The sequence below is a fragment of the Kribbella sancticallisti genome (assembly GCF_039530625.1).
Taxonomy (GTDB): Bacteria; Actinomycetota; Actinomycetes; order Propionibacteriales; family Kribbellaceae; genus Kribbella; species Kribbella sancticallisti.
The window spans coordinates 131,426-146,146 of record NZ_BAAAOS010000007.1; the positions used below are offsets into that span (position 1 = coordinate 131,426).

The following is a 14,721-nucleotide window of genomic DNA, read 5'->3' on the forward strand; positions in this document are numbered from 1 at the left end:
CCGCCGCAGAACAACCTCAAGCAAGGCAGAATGCGGCGGGTGAGTGACCAGGATGCCGCCGAGGCGTGGCTCGGGTTGCCGCTCCCCGCCGACTACAAGCACCTGGCGTCGGAGTACGGGCCGCTCGATATCCAGACGCTGGACGAGGACGACGACCCGCTCGAGTACGCCACGTTCAAGCCCTGGAGGCCCTAGACCGGCGGTACTCCGTGCCGGCGGGTGCTGAAGTGGCGGTTCTTCGTCTGGGCGGCGGCCAGCCGGGAGATCAGGTCGTCGCGGAGGTTCTCCGGCTCGACGATCGCGTCGATGACGAGGTCCGCGGCCAGCCGGAGGATGTCGATGTCGGTCTCGTACTCCTCGCGCAGCTTGGAGACGTACTCGACCCGCTCGGTGGCGTCCGCGATCTCCTGGATCTTGTTGTAGTAGACGGCGTTGATCGCCGCCTCCGGACCCATCACCGCGATCTTCGCCGTCGGCAACGCGACGCACGCGTCCGGCGAGAACCCCGGCCCGCACATCGCGTAGAGCCCGGCCCCGTAGGCCTTCCGGACGATCACCGACACCGTCGGCACGGTCGCCTCCGACACCGCGGTGATCATCTTCGCGCCGTGCCGGATGATCCCGGCCCGCTCGACCTCCGAGCCGATCATGAAGCCCGGTACGTCGCACAGATACACCAGCGGCACGTTGAACGCGTCGCAGAGCCAGATGAACCTGGCCGCCTTGTCCGCCGAGTCGACGAACAGCACGCCGCCCTTCACGGCCGGCTGGTTCGCCACGATGCCGACCACCTGGCCGGCCAGCAGTCCGAACCCGGTGACGAGTTCCGGCGCGTACGTCGGCTTGACCTCGAAGAACGTGTCCGCGTCCAGCAGCGCGTCGATCACGTCGTGGATGTCGAACCCGACGCTCTCCTCGACCGGAACCAGGTCCCGGGTGAAGTCCCGGCCCGCGGGCGAGGCGTCGTACGACGGGGGCTGCGCCTGCCACGAGCCGGGCAGGTACGAGAAGTACTGCTTGGCCAGGTCGATCGCCTCGGCGTCGTCGGAAGCGAGCAGGTCGCCACAGCCGGACACGGTGGTGTGCATCCGGGCGCCGCCCATCTCCTCCAGCGTCACCTTCTCGCCGACCACCATCTCGGCCATCCGGGGCGAGCCCAGGTACATCGAGGCGTTGCCATCGACCATGATCACCAGGTCGCAGAAGGCCGGGATGTACGCGCCGCCCGCGGCCGAGGGGCCGAACAGGCAGCAGATCTGCGGCACCTTGCCGGACAGGGCGACCTGGTTGTGGAAGATCCGGCCGGCGCCGCGCCGGCCCGGGAAGAGGTCGACCTGGTCGGTGATCCGGGCGCCGGCCGAGTCGATCAGCCAGAAGATCGGCAGTTCGTCGCGCAGCGCCACCTCGGTGATCCGGACGATCTTCTCGACCGTCCGGGCACCCCACGACCCGGCCTTGACCGTCGGGTCGTTCGCGACCAGCAGCGCCGGACGGCCGTCGACCAGGGCGCGCCCGGTGACGACGCCGTCCGCGGGCAGGCCGGGGTTCAGCGCGTTGGCGAGTTGGGCGTCCTCGACGAAACTGCCCTCGTCGACGAGCAGCGCGATCCGGTCCCGGACGTACAACTTGTTCTGCGAGGCGAGCTTGGCCGCCGCCTTCTCGGGCGGTGCCAGCGTGGCCTCACGCGCGACCTTGACCTCGGTCCAGTGATCCCGGCTCATGCGGCCATCCTGTCACTCAACAGGGAGCCCCAGACCGCGGGCGATGAGCATCCGCTGGACCTCGGAGGTCCCTTCGCCGATCTCGAGGATCTTGGCGTCGCGGTAGAACCGCGTCACGGGGTACTCCTCCATGAAGCCGTAGCCGCCGAAGACCTGGGTGGCGATCCGGGTCGCGGTGACCGCGGACTCGGTCGCGTACAGCTTGGCGACAGCCGCGGCCTGCTTGAACTCCTGGACCGGAGCACCGGCGTCCTTGAGCGCCGCCGCCCGGTAGACGAGCAGTTCGGCCGCGTCGGCCATCACCTTCAGGTCGGAGATCTGGAACGCGACCCCCTGCTTCTGGCCGATCGGTACGCCGAAGGTCTTGCGCTCGCCGGCGTACTGCACCGACATCTCCAGGCACGCCTTGATGCAGCCCAGCGCCACCGCGCCGATGGCGACCCGGCCGTCGTCCAGGGTGGCGAGGAACTGCCCGAACCCCTTGCCGCGCTCGCCGAGCAGGTTCTCCTCCGGAACCCGGCAGCCGGAGAACGACAGCGGGTGGGTGTCGGAGGCGTGCCAGCCGAGCTTGTCGTACGCCGCCTCCGCCACGAAGCCCGGCGTACCGGTCGGGACGATGATCGTGGAGATCTCCGGCCGGCCGTCGGGCTTCTCGCCGGTGCGGGCGGTCACGGTGACCAGCGAGGTGATGCTCGAGCCGGAGTTGGTGATGAACTGCTTCGAGCCGTCGATCACCCATTCGCCGTCGTCGAGCACGGCCCTGGTCTTGGTCGCGCCCGCGTCGGAGCCGGACTCCGGCTCGGTCAGACCGAATCCGGCCAGCCGGCGGCCGGCGACCAGATCGGGCAGCCACTGCTGCTTCTGCGCGTCGGTGCCGAAGGTGAGGATCGGGTTGATCCCGAGCCCGACCGCCGCCTCGAGCGTGATGCCCATCGACTGGTCGACCTTGGCGATCTCCTCGATCGCCACGCACAGGCTGGTGAAGTCCCCGCCGGACCCGCCGAACTCCTCCGGCGCGGTCAGCCCGAACAGGCCGAGCGCGCCCATCTTCTGGACCACCTCGACCGGGAAATAGTGCTTGCGGTCCCACTCCGCGGCGTGCGGGGCGATCTCGGCCTGGGCGAAGTCGCGCACGCTGTGGCGGAACTCGCGGTGCTCTTCGGACAGCTCGTACGACATTCTGGCGCTCCCAAGCTCGTGATTGACGCTTACGTAAACGTAAAGCACAGTGGGGTGTGTGCACAATGTTCCGGTGACTCTCGATGCGCGGACCTGGACGATCGCCGAACTGGCCGCCGAGTACGACGTCACCCTGCGCACGATCCGCTTCTACGAGGACCGCGGGCTGCTCACGCCCGAACGCCGCGGCACCGTCCGCGTCTACCACGCGCGCGACCGGGTGCGGCTGGGGTTGATCCTGCGCGGCAAGCGCCTCGGCTTCTCCCTCGACGAGATCGCCACCATCGTCGACATGTACGACGCCGAACCCGGCGAGGAGGGCCAACTCGTCTATCTCCTCGACCAGATCACCACCCGCCGAGCCGAACTGGAACAACGCCGCCGGGACATCGACGAAACGCTGAAGGAACTGGCCGAGGTGGAACACCGCTGCCAGTCCGACCTCAAGTCCCTCCGCGGGAAGTAAGTACGGCGTACGGCGCCCCCACGCCGCGCCTCCGTTCAGCCGCGGACTCGGCTCGCGAGGACGCAGAACTCGTTGCCTTCTGGGTCGGCGAGTACGACCCAGCTGTTCTCGTCGCCTTGGCCGACGTCGGCGTGTCTGGCACCTAGGTCGAGTAGGCGGCGGACCTCTTCGTCTTGTTCCCTGTCGGTTGGGTTGAGGTCGAGGTGGAGTCTGTTCTTGAGGGTCTTGCGCTCGGGCACGCGCGCGAAGGTCAGCGTCGGTGGCACTGGGCCAGGGTGATTCTTGCCTTCAGGCACCAGAGGCGAGCCGATGGTGACAACTCCGTCGTGTTCGTCTTGCACCTCGTAGTCGAGGACCGCGCACCAGAACCGGGCGAGACCCGCGGGATCGGCACAGTCGATCGCAAGCTCGGTGAACTTACTGGCCATCTCCGAACCTCCCAGTCACGAAGGCCACATGCTATTCGCAGTGTTCGACAGCGAGATAAGCCGTGGGGTGGGCTGCCGGTGAAGTGTCGAGCCGGGAGGGTGGTGTTCGTGTAGGGGGTGAGAGGCCGGGAACGGACCGGCTGGGAGGGTGAGGAGCCACCATGGGGAAGATCACTGTCGTCTGCAACCTGACGCTGGATGGTGTGATGCAGGCGCCGGGGCGTCCGGATGAGGACACTCGGGACGGGTTCGAGTACGGCGGGTGGGCGGTGCCGTACAGCCGGGATGCGATGGGTCGGCTGATGGGTGATACCGGGCAAGGAGCATTGCTGCTCGGGCGCCGGACCTACGAGGGGTTCGCTGACTTTTGGCCGAAGCAGACGGACAATCCGTATACCGAGGTGCTCAACCGCCAGCAGAAGTACGTTGTCTCGAACACGCTCACCGACCCGCTCCCCTGGGCCAACTCCACCGTCGTCAAGGCGGCGGATCTAGAAGAGCTCAAGCAGGACCAGAACCTGGTCATCCTCGGCAGCGGTGAGCTGATCGGCTCCATCCACGAGCAGATCCACGAGTACAAGCTGCTCATTCACCCGTTGACACTGGGCACCGGGCGCCGGCTCTTCAACGGTCACACGGCGCTGGAGCTGATCGACACGGTCACTACGACGACCGGTGTCATCCTCGCCACCTATCGCCCAGCCAAGAATTAAGCCGGCAGGCGGCGTTGCCAGGTCAGCGGACCTACGGAGATTCGTTGCTGGGATGAGCCGTTCCACTCGACCGGCAGGTGCTGGGCGCGGAGGGCGGCCTCGATCCGGCGGCCGATCTCTTCATCCTGCTCAGCGACCCTGCCCTGCACCGTCCTCGCAGGACTCGCGCGCGTACTGCAGGACGTCGTCACGGTCGTTGAACCCGGGCCGCACCCAGAGCACGATCTGATCGCGCAACTCCGCCACGGCCTCGGCACCAGGAGCCTTCCCAGGAACTGGCTGTACGTCGGCTGCGGGTACGGCACCGCGCTTGAACTTGTCGAAGAATCCCACCCGCGAAGCTTAGACAGCGACCGCCGACAGTTCGCCGATCGCCGGCGCCTGGGCTTGGTCGAATCTGCGCAGGGCGAGCTCGGCGATCCGGCTGTCGGCGCCGAGGGGTGCGCTGACGGGGAGGTCCCCGGCGATGCGCTTCACCCGGTCGGCGAAGAACCCCGGCGCGAGCAGATACGTGGCAACCACGACCCGGCTCGTACTGCGGTGCGCGGGGCCGGCGAGGCCGGTCGTCCGCGCGAGGACGGGGCCGAGGCGTTCGCCCGCGCCGGAGACATAGCCGACCTCGACCGGCCGGTCGATCACCTCGGCAAGCATCGCGGCGGTCGCCGAGCAGTCGAGCAAGGCCCGTTGATCCGAGGACCCCGCAGCCGCGAGCACAACCCGATCAACCTCATCGAAAGCGCCGCACCGCACGCCGAGGAGATCACCTGGACCGGAGCAGGTGCCGGACTGAGCGGTTGACGTGGGGTGCAGGCACTCGCGGAGGCGGTCGGCCAGGACGTCGGCCAGCGCGGGATCAGGACCGAGGGCAGGGGCAGCGTGAATCCGGGTAGGCCGACGGGTCGCTTCGCGGGCAATATCCACCGCTGTGTGATAGCCGCTACTCAACAACAGCGGCACGATCACCGCCTCATTGCTATCAGCAACCACCCGGTCGACAAGCGATGGCAACGCCGGTACGTCGACATCCACGAAGCCGAGCGAGATAGGAACCTCCGGTCGCTGAGCGGCCATCAGCCGCACCAGCGTGTGCACCTCGCGAATACCCCGCGGATCCGCCGTCCCATGTGCCGCCGCGATCAGATCGACCGTCATGAGGGCAACCCCACCGGCTCGATCGCCAACCGATACCCCCGCCGCACGACCGTGCGGACCAACTCGGGGCGGCCAACCGCAGTACGGAGTCTGTTCACCGTCACCTCCACGGCATGGACGTCTTCGGCACCAGGCAACACAGCCAGCAGATCCGGCCGCGAGACCACATCTCCACCAGCCGCGACCAGCGCGGCCAGGACCGCTCGGGGACCAGGACCGAGCGGCAACACCACGCCATCAAGAACAGCGGCACCACCGCGAATCACCAGCTGACCGAAGGCCGTCTCGATCGAGCGCGCGTTGTCATCGGTCAACCGATCCGTGACGATCCGGATCAGCGCCCCCAGCCGGAAGCGATCCGGCACCAGCGGCTCCAAACCCAACGTCACAAAGGGTGCGGCCGTGATCGGCCCGACGCAGGCGTTCAGCACCCGGCCGGTCCGCAACGCCGACACCAGCGCGTCGTATTGGCCGTTCAGTGCCGCCGCGTCCAGCAGCGCCTGCGCACCGGGCGCCGACGTGTGCACAACAGCATCGACCCCACCCGAGCAGATCAGGCCGATCATCCGCTCGACCGCCGCCGGATCAGGCGCCGGTCCCCAGCGGTACACCTCCAGCCCGCGTACGGACGCGCCGACCGACCGCAGCGTGTCCTGCAACGCCGGATCCGACAACCCGTGCAGCTGTACGACGATCTTGCGCCCCGAGACGCCCTGGTCCCGCAACCAGTCGACCACCTCGGCCGTCGTCTCCGACCGCGCCGACCAGTGCTCCACCAACCCTGCTGCCCGGATCGCGCCGCGCGCCTTCGGACCGCGCGCGAGCAGCCGCGACTGCTCCAGCGTGCTGAGCAGATCCGCGGCCAGCCCGACCGTGTCGGCGGCCTCGATCCAGCCGCGGAAGCCGACCGCGGTGGTGACCACCACGTCGTCCGGCGGGTTCGCGATCACCCGCCGGGTGGCCTCGATCAGCGGCTGGTCGTCGGCGGCCGGCACGATCTGCAGGGTCGGCGCGTGCACGACCTTCGCGCCCCGGCGCTCGAACGACGCGATCAGGTCCTCCGCCCGGCGGTGGGCGGTGACCGCGATCGTGCAGCCGCTCAGCGGACCGGGCTTAGTCACCGACGATCACCTGACCGTCGACCACGTTGACCGGGTACGCCGGGATCACCAACTCCGGGTCGTCCAGGCAGACCCCGGTGCGCAGGTCGTACACCTGCTTGAACATCGGCGACGCCACCGTAGGTACGTCGCCGCGGCTGCCGACGATGCCGCGCGACATCACGTTCGCGCCGCTGACCGGGTCCTGGTTGCCGAGCGCGAACACCGACCCGTCGTACGTCCGGAACAGCGCGATCTGGCGATCCCCGACCAGGGCGGCGACACCTCGCTCCGGCAGCAGGGCGTCGTACCCGCACACCACCACCGCTGTCATCGTCTGAAGGGTCATCGGCGTACCTCCAATCGGGGACCGGCGAGCAGGACCGGCTCCAGTTGTCCGCGTTCGGCCGGGGTAGCCGGCCGCGGCTGATTGCGTTCGACCACGTAGCGCAGGTCGGCGTCGGGCTGGTCCGGGGCGTTCACGAACGACACGAACCGGGCCAGCTTGTCCGGGTCCTGCAAGGTGGCCTGCCACTCGTCGACGTAGGAGTCGACGTGCGCGGCCATCGCCGCGTCCAGGTCGGCCGCGATGCCGAGGCTGTCGTCCATCACCACCTCACGGACGTGGTCCAGGCCGCCCTCGATCTCGTTGATCCAGACGGCGGTCCGCTGCAGCCGGTCGCCGGTGCGCACGTAGTACATCAGGAATCGGTCGATTGCCTGCAGCAACTGCTCGTCGGTCAGGTCGGAGGCGAGCAGCTGCGCGTGCCGCGGCGTCATCCCGCCGTTGCCGCCGACGTACAGGTTCCAGCCGTTCTCGGTCGCGATCACGCCGACGTCCTTGCCGCGCGCCTCGGCGCACTCGCGCGCGCACCCGGACACGCCGAGCTTGATCTTGTGCGGCGACCGCAGTCCGCGATAGCGCAGCTCCAGCGCGATCGCCATCCCCACCGAGTCCTGTACGCCGTACCGGCACCAGGTGGAGCCGACGCACGACTTCACCGTCCGCAGCGCCTTGCCGTAGGCGTGCCCGGACTCGAACCCGGCCTCCACCAGCCGCTTCCAGATCGCCGGCAGCTGCTCGATCCGCGCGCCGAACAGGTCGACCCGCTGACCGCCGGTGATCTTGGTGTAGAGGCCGAAGTCCTTCGCCACCTGGCCGATCGCGATCAGGCCCTCGGGCGTCACCTCGCCGCCGGGGATCCGCGGCACCACGGAGTACGTGCCGTCCTTCTGGATGTTCGCCATCACGTGGTCGTTGGTGTCCTGCAGCGTCGCGCGCTCGCCGTCGAGCACGTGCCCGGCCGGGTCGAGGCTGGACAGGATCGACGCCACCACCGGCTTGCAGATGTCGCAGCCACGACCGCTGCCGTGCCGATCGACGATCTCGCTGAAGGTCCGCAGTTCGGTCACCCGGACGACGTCGAACAGCTCCGCGCGGGACAACGCGAAGTGCTCGCACAGCGCCTTGCTGACCTCGACACCGGCCGCGGCGAGCTCCGCGTTGAGCAGGTTCTTCACGATCGGCAGGCACGAACCACAGCTGGTCCCGGCCTTGGTCTTGCCACACAACGACTTCAGGTCGCCGCAGCCCTCGTCCCGTACCGCGCAGCGAATCGTCCCGGCCGCGACGTTGTTGCACGAGCACACGGGCGCGTCGTCCGGCAGGTCCAGCTGTACCGGCTGCGATCCCTCCGGCAGCAGGTACGACGCCGGGTCCGCGCCGAGCTGGCGTCCCACCATCGGCCGCAGTCCCGAGTACGCCGACGCGTCGCCGACCAGGATTCCGCCGAGCAGGGTGCGGGCGTCATCCGACAGCACGAGCTTCTTGTAGACCCCGGCCACCGGGTCGGCGTACACGATGTCGAGTGCGCCCTCGGTGGCACCGAAAGCATCGCCGAAGCTGGCCACGTCGACGCCGAGCAGCTTCAGCTTGGTCGAGGAGTCGGCACCCGGGAAAGTCGCCTCACCACCCAGGAGGCGGTCGGCAACGATCTCGGCCATCGCGTAGCCGGGGGCAACCAGACCCCAGACCCGGCCCTCGATGCAGGCCACTTCACCGATCGCCCAGACGCCGGGCACCGTAGTACGGCAGCTGTCGTCGACGACGACACCGCCGCGTTCGCCGACCGCCAGGCCGGCCGCGCGGCCGAGCTCGTCCCGGGGCCGCACGCCGGTGGCGAAGACCACCACGTCCGCGGGCAGATCGGGGCCGTCGGCAACTGCCATCGCCTTGGCCGCGCCCTGGGAGTTGGTCTTCACCCGGGTGGTCTGGGTGGAGGTGAGCACGTCGACGTCGAGGTCGCGGATCAGCCGGGCCAGCGCGCTGCCGCCGCCCTCGTCGACCTGCAACGGCATCAGCCGCGGCGCGAACTCGACGACCTTCGTCGCCGCGCCCAGTGCCCGGAGCGCACCGGCGGCTTCCAGGCCGAGGAGGCCACCGCCGACCACGACACCGTTCACGTCCTTGCCCTCGGACCGCAGCCGCTCGACGTAGACCCGCAGGGCGGCGACGTCGTCGATGGTGCGGTAGACGAAGCAGCCGACCGCGTCGCTGTTCTTCACCGGCGGGACGAACGCGCTCGAGCCGGTGGCGAGCACCAGTTCGTCGTACCCGATCACCTCGTCGCGGGTGGTCCGGACCGTCTTCGCCTCGACGTCGAGGGAGGCGACCGCGACGCCCTTGCGCAGCGTCACTGCGGGGTCGTCCCACAGCTCCGGGTCGCCCAGCGAGAGGTCGTGCGGGTCGCGGCCAGAGAAGTAGCTGGTCAGCGCGACCCGGTCGTACGGCATCCGCGGCTCCTCAGCGAGCACGGTGACGCGCCACTGGACCTCGGTGTCGCGGGAGCGCAGTGCCTCCACCAGCCGGTGGGCGACCATGCCGCCACCCACGATCACCAAGTGCCGGGCCTTCTCGATCTCTGTCATGGTTGCCCTCCTGGTGGGGACGGGTTCGGTCTCGCCGCTCCGGAGCCGGTCGAGAAGGTTGCCGACAGCGCCGATACAGCTGCCGCAACCGGTGGTCGCCCTGGTTGTCGCCGCGATGCCGGCCACGCTGTCGGCACCGCCCTGCCACGCTGCCTCGATCGCAGCCCTGGTCACTCCGTTGCACCGGCAGACGGTCAACGCCTTCTTCTGCGGCCGTTCCGGTGCCGTCAGCAACGAATCGCCCAGCACCGGGGTGCGCCGATCCGCCAGCAGCACCAACTCAGCCGCCACCTCAGCCGCCCCCACCGCCACCGCGGCGACCACGACGCCTTCGTTCAGGACGGCCCGCACATACCGCTTCCCGTCGTCCAGCCGCACGACCTCGCCGTCGGCGTCCCTGTCGCCGAGCACCAGCACGTCCAGCCCGCCGGCCGTCAACCGAACAACTTCAGGCGCCGCCGCGCCGGCGTCGGTGGAGGAGGGGGTCGCCGTGGTGAGGTGCTGGGCGAGCGCTGCGGCCTGGTCCCAGGCTGCTTCGACAGTGCCGGTGAGCCGGCCGTCGAGCTGGGCGCAGTCGCCGATCGCGTGGACGCGGGGGTCGTCGGGGCTGGTCAACGTGTGGTCGACGACGATTCCGTCGGCGACTCTCACCCCAGCGGCGGCGGCCAGATCCGTGCGAGCAGTTACTCCGCAGGCGACCACCAGCAGTTCGCCGAAGACTGCTCGGCCGCCGGTCAGTTGCAGGGACTTGAAGGTGCCGTCCTTGACGGTGGCGCGGCCGACCTCGGAGTTGAGCAGGACCTCGATGCCGAGTTCGCGGACCGAGCGGGTGATCCAGCGGCCGGCAGTGGGCCGGACCGTCTTGTCCAGCAGGGTTTCCCCGTCATGAACGAGTGTGACCGCGACCCCGCGCTCACGCAACGCGCATGCTGTTTCGACGCCGAGCACGCCGCCGCCGAGGACCACCGCGCGGCGTACCCGCGACGCCACCTCGACGATCGCGGTTGCGTCCGATGCCGTGCGCAACGTCTGGAAGCCCTCGAGACCCGCTGGAACCACTGGCTCGGCGCCGGTCGCGAAGACCACGTGGTCATAATCCCAGTTCCGCCCCAAGCTGTCCCGGACGACCCGAGCACCCCGATCCACCGCCACCCCAGAAGCAAGCCTCACCGCACCCGAAGACCCCGCCGCCAACGCCTCGTCGACGACAGGCGCCGCGGCGCGGCCGGCGACGTACTCCGTCAACCGGCTCCGGTGGTAGAACCCCTCGTCACCGAGCAGCACCACGTCGAAGTCCGCGCCGAGCTCCGAGGCCAACCGCGTCCCGGCCATTCCCGCACCGATGATCACCACGCGTTCGCTCATGCCGGCACCTCCATCAGCGACACCGCGGAGGTCAGCTCAACCGCGCAGACCTTGAACTCCGGCATCCGTGAGATCGGGTCGAGCGCGTCGTTGGTCAACTCGTTCACCGCGCCCTCCCCGCCGTAGTGGAACGGCACGAACACCGTGTCCGGCCGTACGTCGGACGTCACCCGCGCGGGGAGCACCATCGAGCCGCGCGCGGTCCGCAGCCGCACCGGCCGCCCGTCCACGACACCCAACTGCGCCGCCACCCGCGGATGGATCTCCGCGTACACCTCTGGCTCGGCCTCAGCCAGTTCCGCCACCCGGCGGGTCTGCGCGCCGCTCTGGTAGTGCTGCAGCAGCCGGCCTGTCACCAGATAGAGCGGCGCCTCGGCAGTGAGGTCGTCCGCGACCGGCCGGTGGTCGACGGCGACCACCCGCGCGCGGCCGTCCGGAGTACCGAAGCGGTCCGCGAACAACCGCGGCGTGCCCGTGTGGTCCTCTGACGGGCACGGCCAGAACAGCGCCTCGCCGGCGTCCAGCCGATCCCAGCTGATCCCTGAGTAGTCCGCGATGCCACCGGCGCTGGCGACTCGCAGCTCCTCGTAGACGGCCGAAGGATCCATCGAGAACGGGATGGACGGCCGCAGCCGCTCGGCCAGGCCGGCGAACACAGCCAGATCGCTGCGGACCTCGCCCGGCGGCTCGACGGCAACCCGGCGGCGCAGTACGCGGCCTTCGAGAGATGTCATCGTGCCTTCCTCCTCGGCCCACTGGGTGACCGGGAAGACGACGTCGGCCAGCAACGCGGTCTCGGACGGCACCACGTCGGCCACGACCAGCAGATCCAGCGCCGCCAGTCGCTCACGAACCGACGCGAGGCGTGGTGCCGAGACCAGCAGGTTGCTGCCGTGGACGAGCAACGCGCGCGGGCCGTCCGCAGTACCGAGGGAGTTGATCAGTTCGACCGCGCTCCGCCCAGGTCCCGGCAGATCGTCCGGCGAGACTCCCCAGACTCCGGCGACATAACTGCGCGCGGTGGGGTCGGAGATGCTCCGGTAGCCGGGAAGCTGGTCGGCCTTCTGACCGTGTTCGCGGCCGCCTTGGCCGTTGCCCTGGCCGGTGATGCAGCCGTAGCCGCTCCCCACCTTCCCGGGCAGCCCAAGAGCGAGCGCGAGGTTGATGCAGGCCGTAACGGTGTCCGTGCCCTTGCTGTGTTGCTCAGCGCCTCGCCCCGTCAGGATGTACGCGCCCGCGCCGCCGTGCACAGGCGCAGCCGCGGCAAGTACTCGCGCTGCCCGCCGGATCGTCGCAGCCGGTACGCCGGTAACGCGTTCGGCCCGCTCCGGCCACCAACCGGCAGTCGACCGGAACAACCCGTCCGGGTCATCCGTCCGCTCCGCCAAGTAGGCGGTGTCAGCAAGGTTCTCCTGCAGTACTACGTGCGTCAGCGCGAGCACCAACGCCAGATCAGTCCCGGGAGTCGCCTGCAGGTGGACCCCAGCGCCCTCCTCGGTCAGCCCGGCGGTCGCAGTACGGCGGGGGTCGACGACGAGCAGACCACCTGCCTCCCGTGCGCCGGACAGGTGCGCAACGGCAGGTGGCATCGTCTCGGCGATATTGCTGCCGACCAGCAGGATCGCGCCCGCGCCACCGAGGTCCGCCAGCGGGAACGGCAGTCCCCGATCGATACCGAAGGCGCGGTTCGACGCCGCTGCCGCGGACGACATACAGAACCGGCCGTTGTAGTCCACGTTCGAGGTTCGCAGGGTGACCCGGGCGAACTTGCCCAGGGCATAGGCCTTCTCGTTGGTGAGTCCGCCGCCGCCGAACACGGCGACCGCGTCGTTGCCGTGCGCCTCCTGCAGCGAGCGGATCCGGTCAGCCACGAAGTCCAGTGCGGCCTCCCAGGTCGTCTCGACCAGGTCCCCGGCGGCGTTGCGGACCAGCGGCTGGGTGAGCCGGTCAGACACCGTCAGAACCTCCGGAGCCGTCCAGCCCTTGCGGCAGAGGCCGCCACGGTTCGTGGGGAAGTCCCGCGGCTGCACCTCGACCGCACCCGGCCTCTCGACCGGGTGCAGGGTCGTGGCGCACTGCAACGCGCAGTACGGGCAGTGGGTGGCTACAGCGGTCACACACGCTCCTGGCTGAGCGGGCCACCCCGACGCAGGTAGCAGAAGTAGGTGACGGCCAGGCAGACGACGTAGAACCCGCAGAAGGTGTACAGAGCCGGTACGAGCGAGCCGTACTGGCTGGTGGACATCGCGAACCCGCGGGGGACCAGGAACCCGCCGTACGCGCCGACCGCGGAGGCGATCCCGATGCAGGCCGCGGCCTCGCGACGGGCCCGGACCAGGTCGGTCCTGCCGTCCAGATCCCTCGTCGTCTGCCGGAACACCGCCGGAATCATCCGGTACGTCGACCCGTTGCCGGCGCCGCTGGCCACGAACAGCACCAGGAAGCTGAGCAGGAACCCGGTGAAGCTCTCCGCCTTCAGCGCGACGATCGCCGACAGGATGCCCAGTCCCATCACCACGAACGCGCAGACCGTCACCCAGGCGCCGCCGACCAGGTCGGCCAGCTTGCCGCCGAACGGCCGGGAGACCGAGCCGACCAGGGCGCCGAGGAAGGCGATGTGCGCCACCGTGATCTCGGGGAAGGTGGTCTTGATCAGCAGCGGGAAGGCCGCCCCGAAGCCGATGAACGAGCCGAAGGTGCCGATGTAGAGGAACGAGATGACCCAGGTGTGCGGCCGCTTCGCCGCCGCGATCGAGGCGCGGAACGAGGAGGTGGCCGCGGACAGGTTGTCCATCACCTTCCAGGCCAGCACCGCCGCCAGGATGATCAGCGGGACCCACATCAGCCCGGCCCGGTTCAGCGTCAGCCCGGCGCCGGCCACGATCACGATCGGCACCAGCAACTGGACGACGGCGACGCCGAGGTTGCCGCCGGCCGCGTTCAGGCCGAGCGCGAAGCCCTTGTCCCGCTCGGGGAAGAAGAAGGAGATGTTGGTCATGCTGCTGGCGAAGTTGCCGCCACCGGCGCCGGCGGTCGCCGCGACCAGGGCCATCAGCCAGAACGGGGTGTCCGGCCGGCTGACGAAGTACGCCAGTCCGAGCGACGGGATCAGCAGCAGCAGCGCGGACACCATCGTCCAGTTGCGGCCGCCGAACTTCGGCACCGCGAACGTGTACGGCAGCCGCAGGGTGGCTCCGACCAGGCTCGGCAGCGCCACCAGCCAGAACATCTGGTCCATCGTGTAGGCGAAGCCCGCGGCCGGCAGCGAGACCACCACGATGCTCCACAGCTGCCAGACCGAGAAGCCCAGGAACTCCGCGAAGATCGACGGCCACAGGTTCCGCCGGGCCACCCGGCGGCCCTTCTCGGCCCAGAATCCGGTGTCCTCGGGGTCCCAGACGTCGATCCACCGCCCGCGCCTGGGCGCCTCGACAGTGCCCACCGCGCCGGTCCGGTCGCGCGGAGCAACGACCTCCGGTCGAGCCTCGAGCGTCATCGTTCGTCTCCGATCAATCGACCTCACTGATTAGGCCAGGACGCTATGACCGGGGTGTTTCCGAGTGGTCATCTCGTTGTTACGCCGTCGAAACGGCTCCCGCACACCTCGCGCCGGGGTGTGAGAGAAGTAGCCCGACGAGGTGTCCCCCGGCGTGGGTACTGTTCGGACTC

The 14,721-nt window shown here is 69.4% G+C and carries 14 protein-coding genes; 3 read left to right on the forward strand and 11 right to left on the reverse strand.

Translation table 11 applies throughout. The annotated features are described in order from the left end of the window. Nucleotides 1-39: 39 nt before the first annotated feature. The gene (locus ABD255_RS03795; RefSeq protein WP_344209751.1) at nucleotides 40-195 is read left to right on the forward strand and encodes a hypothetical protein; all 156 of its coding nucleotides are present in this window, start codon (nucleotides 40-42) and stop codon (nucleotides 193-195) included. Here the strand turns inward: ABD255_RS03795 and ABD255_RS03800 are convergent. Both ABD255_RS03800 and ABD255_RS03805 read right to left on the reverse strand, forming a co-directional pair. Further along, entirely contained in the window at nucleotides 192-1,721 is a 1,530-nt protein-coding gene (locus tag ABD255_RS03800) for an acyl-CoA carboxylase subunit beta (RefSeq protein ID WP_344209753.1), read from the reverse strand. The two genes, ABD255_RS03795 and ABD255_RS03800, sit on opposite strands and share 4 nt — an antisense overlap. A gap of 12 nt (nucleotides 1,722-1,733) precedes the next feature. Further along, nucleotides 1,734-2,900 carry an acyl-CoA dehydrogenase family protein gene (locus ABD255_RS03805; protein ID WP_344209755.1) on the reverse strand — a complete coding sequence of 389 codons (1,167 nt, stop codon included), beginning with the start codon at nucleotides 2,898-2,900 and terminating at the stop codon, nucleotides 1,734-1,736. A gap of 73 nt (nucleotides 2,901-2,973) precedes the next feature. Here ABD255_RS03805 and ABD255_RS03810 point away from each other — a divergent pair, with 73 nt between their 5' ends. Further along, complete coding sequence (locus ABD255_RS03810; RefSeq protein WP_344209757.1) at nucleotides 2,974-3,366, forward strand: MerR family transcriptional regulator; 393 nt, start codon at nucleotides 2,974-2,976, stop codon at nucleotides 3,364-3,366. Between the two features lie 35 nt (nucleotides 3,367-3,401). Here the strand turns inward: ABD255_RS03810 and ABD255_RS03815 are convergent, their stop codons facing one another. Further along, nucleotides 3,402-3,794: a VOC family protein gene (locus ABD255_RS03815; protein WP_344209759.1), complete on the reverse strand. Its 393-nt coding sequence runs from the start codon at nucleotides 3,792-3,794 to the stop codon at nucleotides 3,402-3,404. A 161-nt stretch (nucleotides 3,795-3,955) separates the two neighbouring features. Between ABD255_RS03815 and ABD255_RS03820 the strand changes: the two genes are divergently transcribed. Continuing rightward, nucleotides 3,956-4,507: a dihydrofolate reductase family protein gene (locus tag ABD255_RS03820; protein WP_344209761.1), complete on the forward strand. Its 552-nt coding sequence runs from the start codon at nucleotides 3,956-3,958 to the stop codon at nucleotides 4,505-4,507. On the opposite strand, the gene ABD255_RS43620 is transcribed toward ABD255_RS03820, so the two are convergent. Genes ABD255_RS43620 through ABD255_RS03855 form a run of 8 tightly spaced genes read right to left on the reverse strand, consistent with a single transcriptional unit; the run spans nucleotide 4,504 to nucleotide 14,548 of the window. Further along, the gene (locus ABD255_RS43620; RefSeq protein ID WP_425554376.1) at nucleotides 4,504-4,698 is read right to left on the reverse strand and encodes a DUF6891 domain-containing protein; all 195 of its coding nucleotides are present in this window, start codon (nucleotides 4,696-4,698) and stop codon (nucleotides 4,504-4,506) included. The two genes, ABD255_RS03820 and ABD255_RS43620, sit on opposite strands and share 4 nt — an antisense overlap. Continuing rightward, nucleotides 4,637-4,840, reverse strand: coding sequence for a hypothetical protein (locus ABD255_RS03825; protein WP_344209763.1), 204 nt, complete (start codon nucleotides 4,838-4,840; stop codon nucleotides 4,637-4,639). The genes ABD255_RS43620 and ABD255_RS03825 overlap by 62 nt, the downstream gene beginning before the upstream one ends. Before the next feature lie 9 nt (nucleotides 4,841-4,849). Beyond that, a complete protein-coding gene (locus tag ABD255_RS03830) occupies nucleotides 4,850-5,659 on the reverse strand; it encodes a sirohydrochlorin chelatase (RefSeq protein ID WP_344209765.1) in 810 nt (269 codons plus the stop codon). Continuing rightward, on the reverse strand, nucleotides 5,656-6,780 hold the full coding sequence (locus ABD255_RS03835; RefSeq protein ID WP_344209767.1) for a uroporphyrinogen-III synthase: 1,125 nt from the start codon (nucleotides 6,778-6,780) through the stop codon (nucleotides 5,656-5,658). Before ABD255_RS03835 ends, ABD255_RS03830 begins: the two co-directional genes overlap by 4 nt. After that, a complete protein-coding gene (gene nirD / locus ABD255_RS03840; RefSeq protein ID WP_344209769.1) occupies nucleotides 6,773-7,108 on the reverse strand; it encodes a nitrite reductase small subunit NirD in 336 nt (111 codons plus the stop codon). Before nirD ends, ABD255_RS03835 begins: the two co-directional genes overlap by 8 nt. After that, nucleotides 7,105-11,052, reverse strand: coding sequence for a nitrite reductase large subunit NirB (gene nirB, locus ABD255_RS03845; protein WP_344209771.1), 3,948 nt, complete (start codon nucleotides 11,050-11,052; stop codon nucleotides 7,105-7,107). Before nirB ends, nirD begins: the two co-directional genes overlap by 4 nt. Next, the gene (locus tag ABD255_RS03850; protein ID WP_344209773.1) at nucleotides 11,049-13,169 is read right to left on the reverse strand and encodes a molybdopterin oxidoreductase family protein; all 2,121 of its coding nucleotides are present in this window, start codon (nucleotides 13,167-13,169) and stop codon (nucleotides 11,049-11,051) included. The genes nirB and ABD255_RS03850 overlap by 4 nt, the downstream gene beginning before the upstream one ends. Continuing rightward, entirely contained in the window at nucleotides 13,166-14,548 is a 1,383-nt protein-coding gene (locus tag ABD255_RS03855) for an MFS transporter (RefSeq protein ID WP_344209775.1), read from the reverse strand. The genes ABD255_RS03850 and ABD255_RS03855 overlap by 4 nt, the downstream gene beginning before the upstream one ends. Between the last annotated feature and the right edge of the window lie 173 nt (nucleotides 14,549-14,721).

Excerpts from the sequence above, each read along its gene's own strand:
- ABD255_RS03815 (WP_344209759.1), bottom strand. The coding sequence starts at position 3,794 with ATGGCCAGTAAGTTCACCGAGCTTGCGATCGACTGTGCCGATCCCGCG.
- ABD255_RS03800 (WP_344209753.1), bottom strand. The coding sequence starts at position 1,721 with ATGAGCCGGGATCACTGGACCGAGGTCAAGGTCGCGCGTGAGGCCACG.
- nirB (WP_344209771.1), bottom strand. The coding sequence starts at position 11,052 with ATGAGCGAACGCGTGGTGATCATCGGTGCGGGAATGGCCGGGACGCGG.
- nirD (WP_344209769.1), bottom strand. The coding sequence starts at position 7,108 with ATGACCCTTCAGACGATGACAGCGGTGGTGGTGTGCGGGTACGACGCC.
- ABD255_RS03830 (WP_344209765.1), bottom strand. The coding sequence starts at position 5,659 with ATGACGGTCGATCTGATCGCGGCGGCACATGGGACGGCGGATCCGCGG.
- ABD255_RS03820 (WP_344209761.1), top strand. The coding sequence starts at position 3,956 with ATGGGGAAGATCACTGTCGTCTGCAACCTGACGCTGGATGGTGTGATG.
- ABD255_RS03805 (WP_344209755.1), bottom strand. The coding sequence starts at position 2,900 with ATGTCGTACGAGCTGTCCGAAGAGCACCGCGAGTTCCGCCACAGCGTG.
- ABD255_RS03855 (WP_344209775.1), bottom strand. The coding sequence starts at position 14,548 with ATGACGCTCGAGGCTCGACCGGAGGTCGTTGCTCCGCGCGACCGGACC.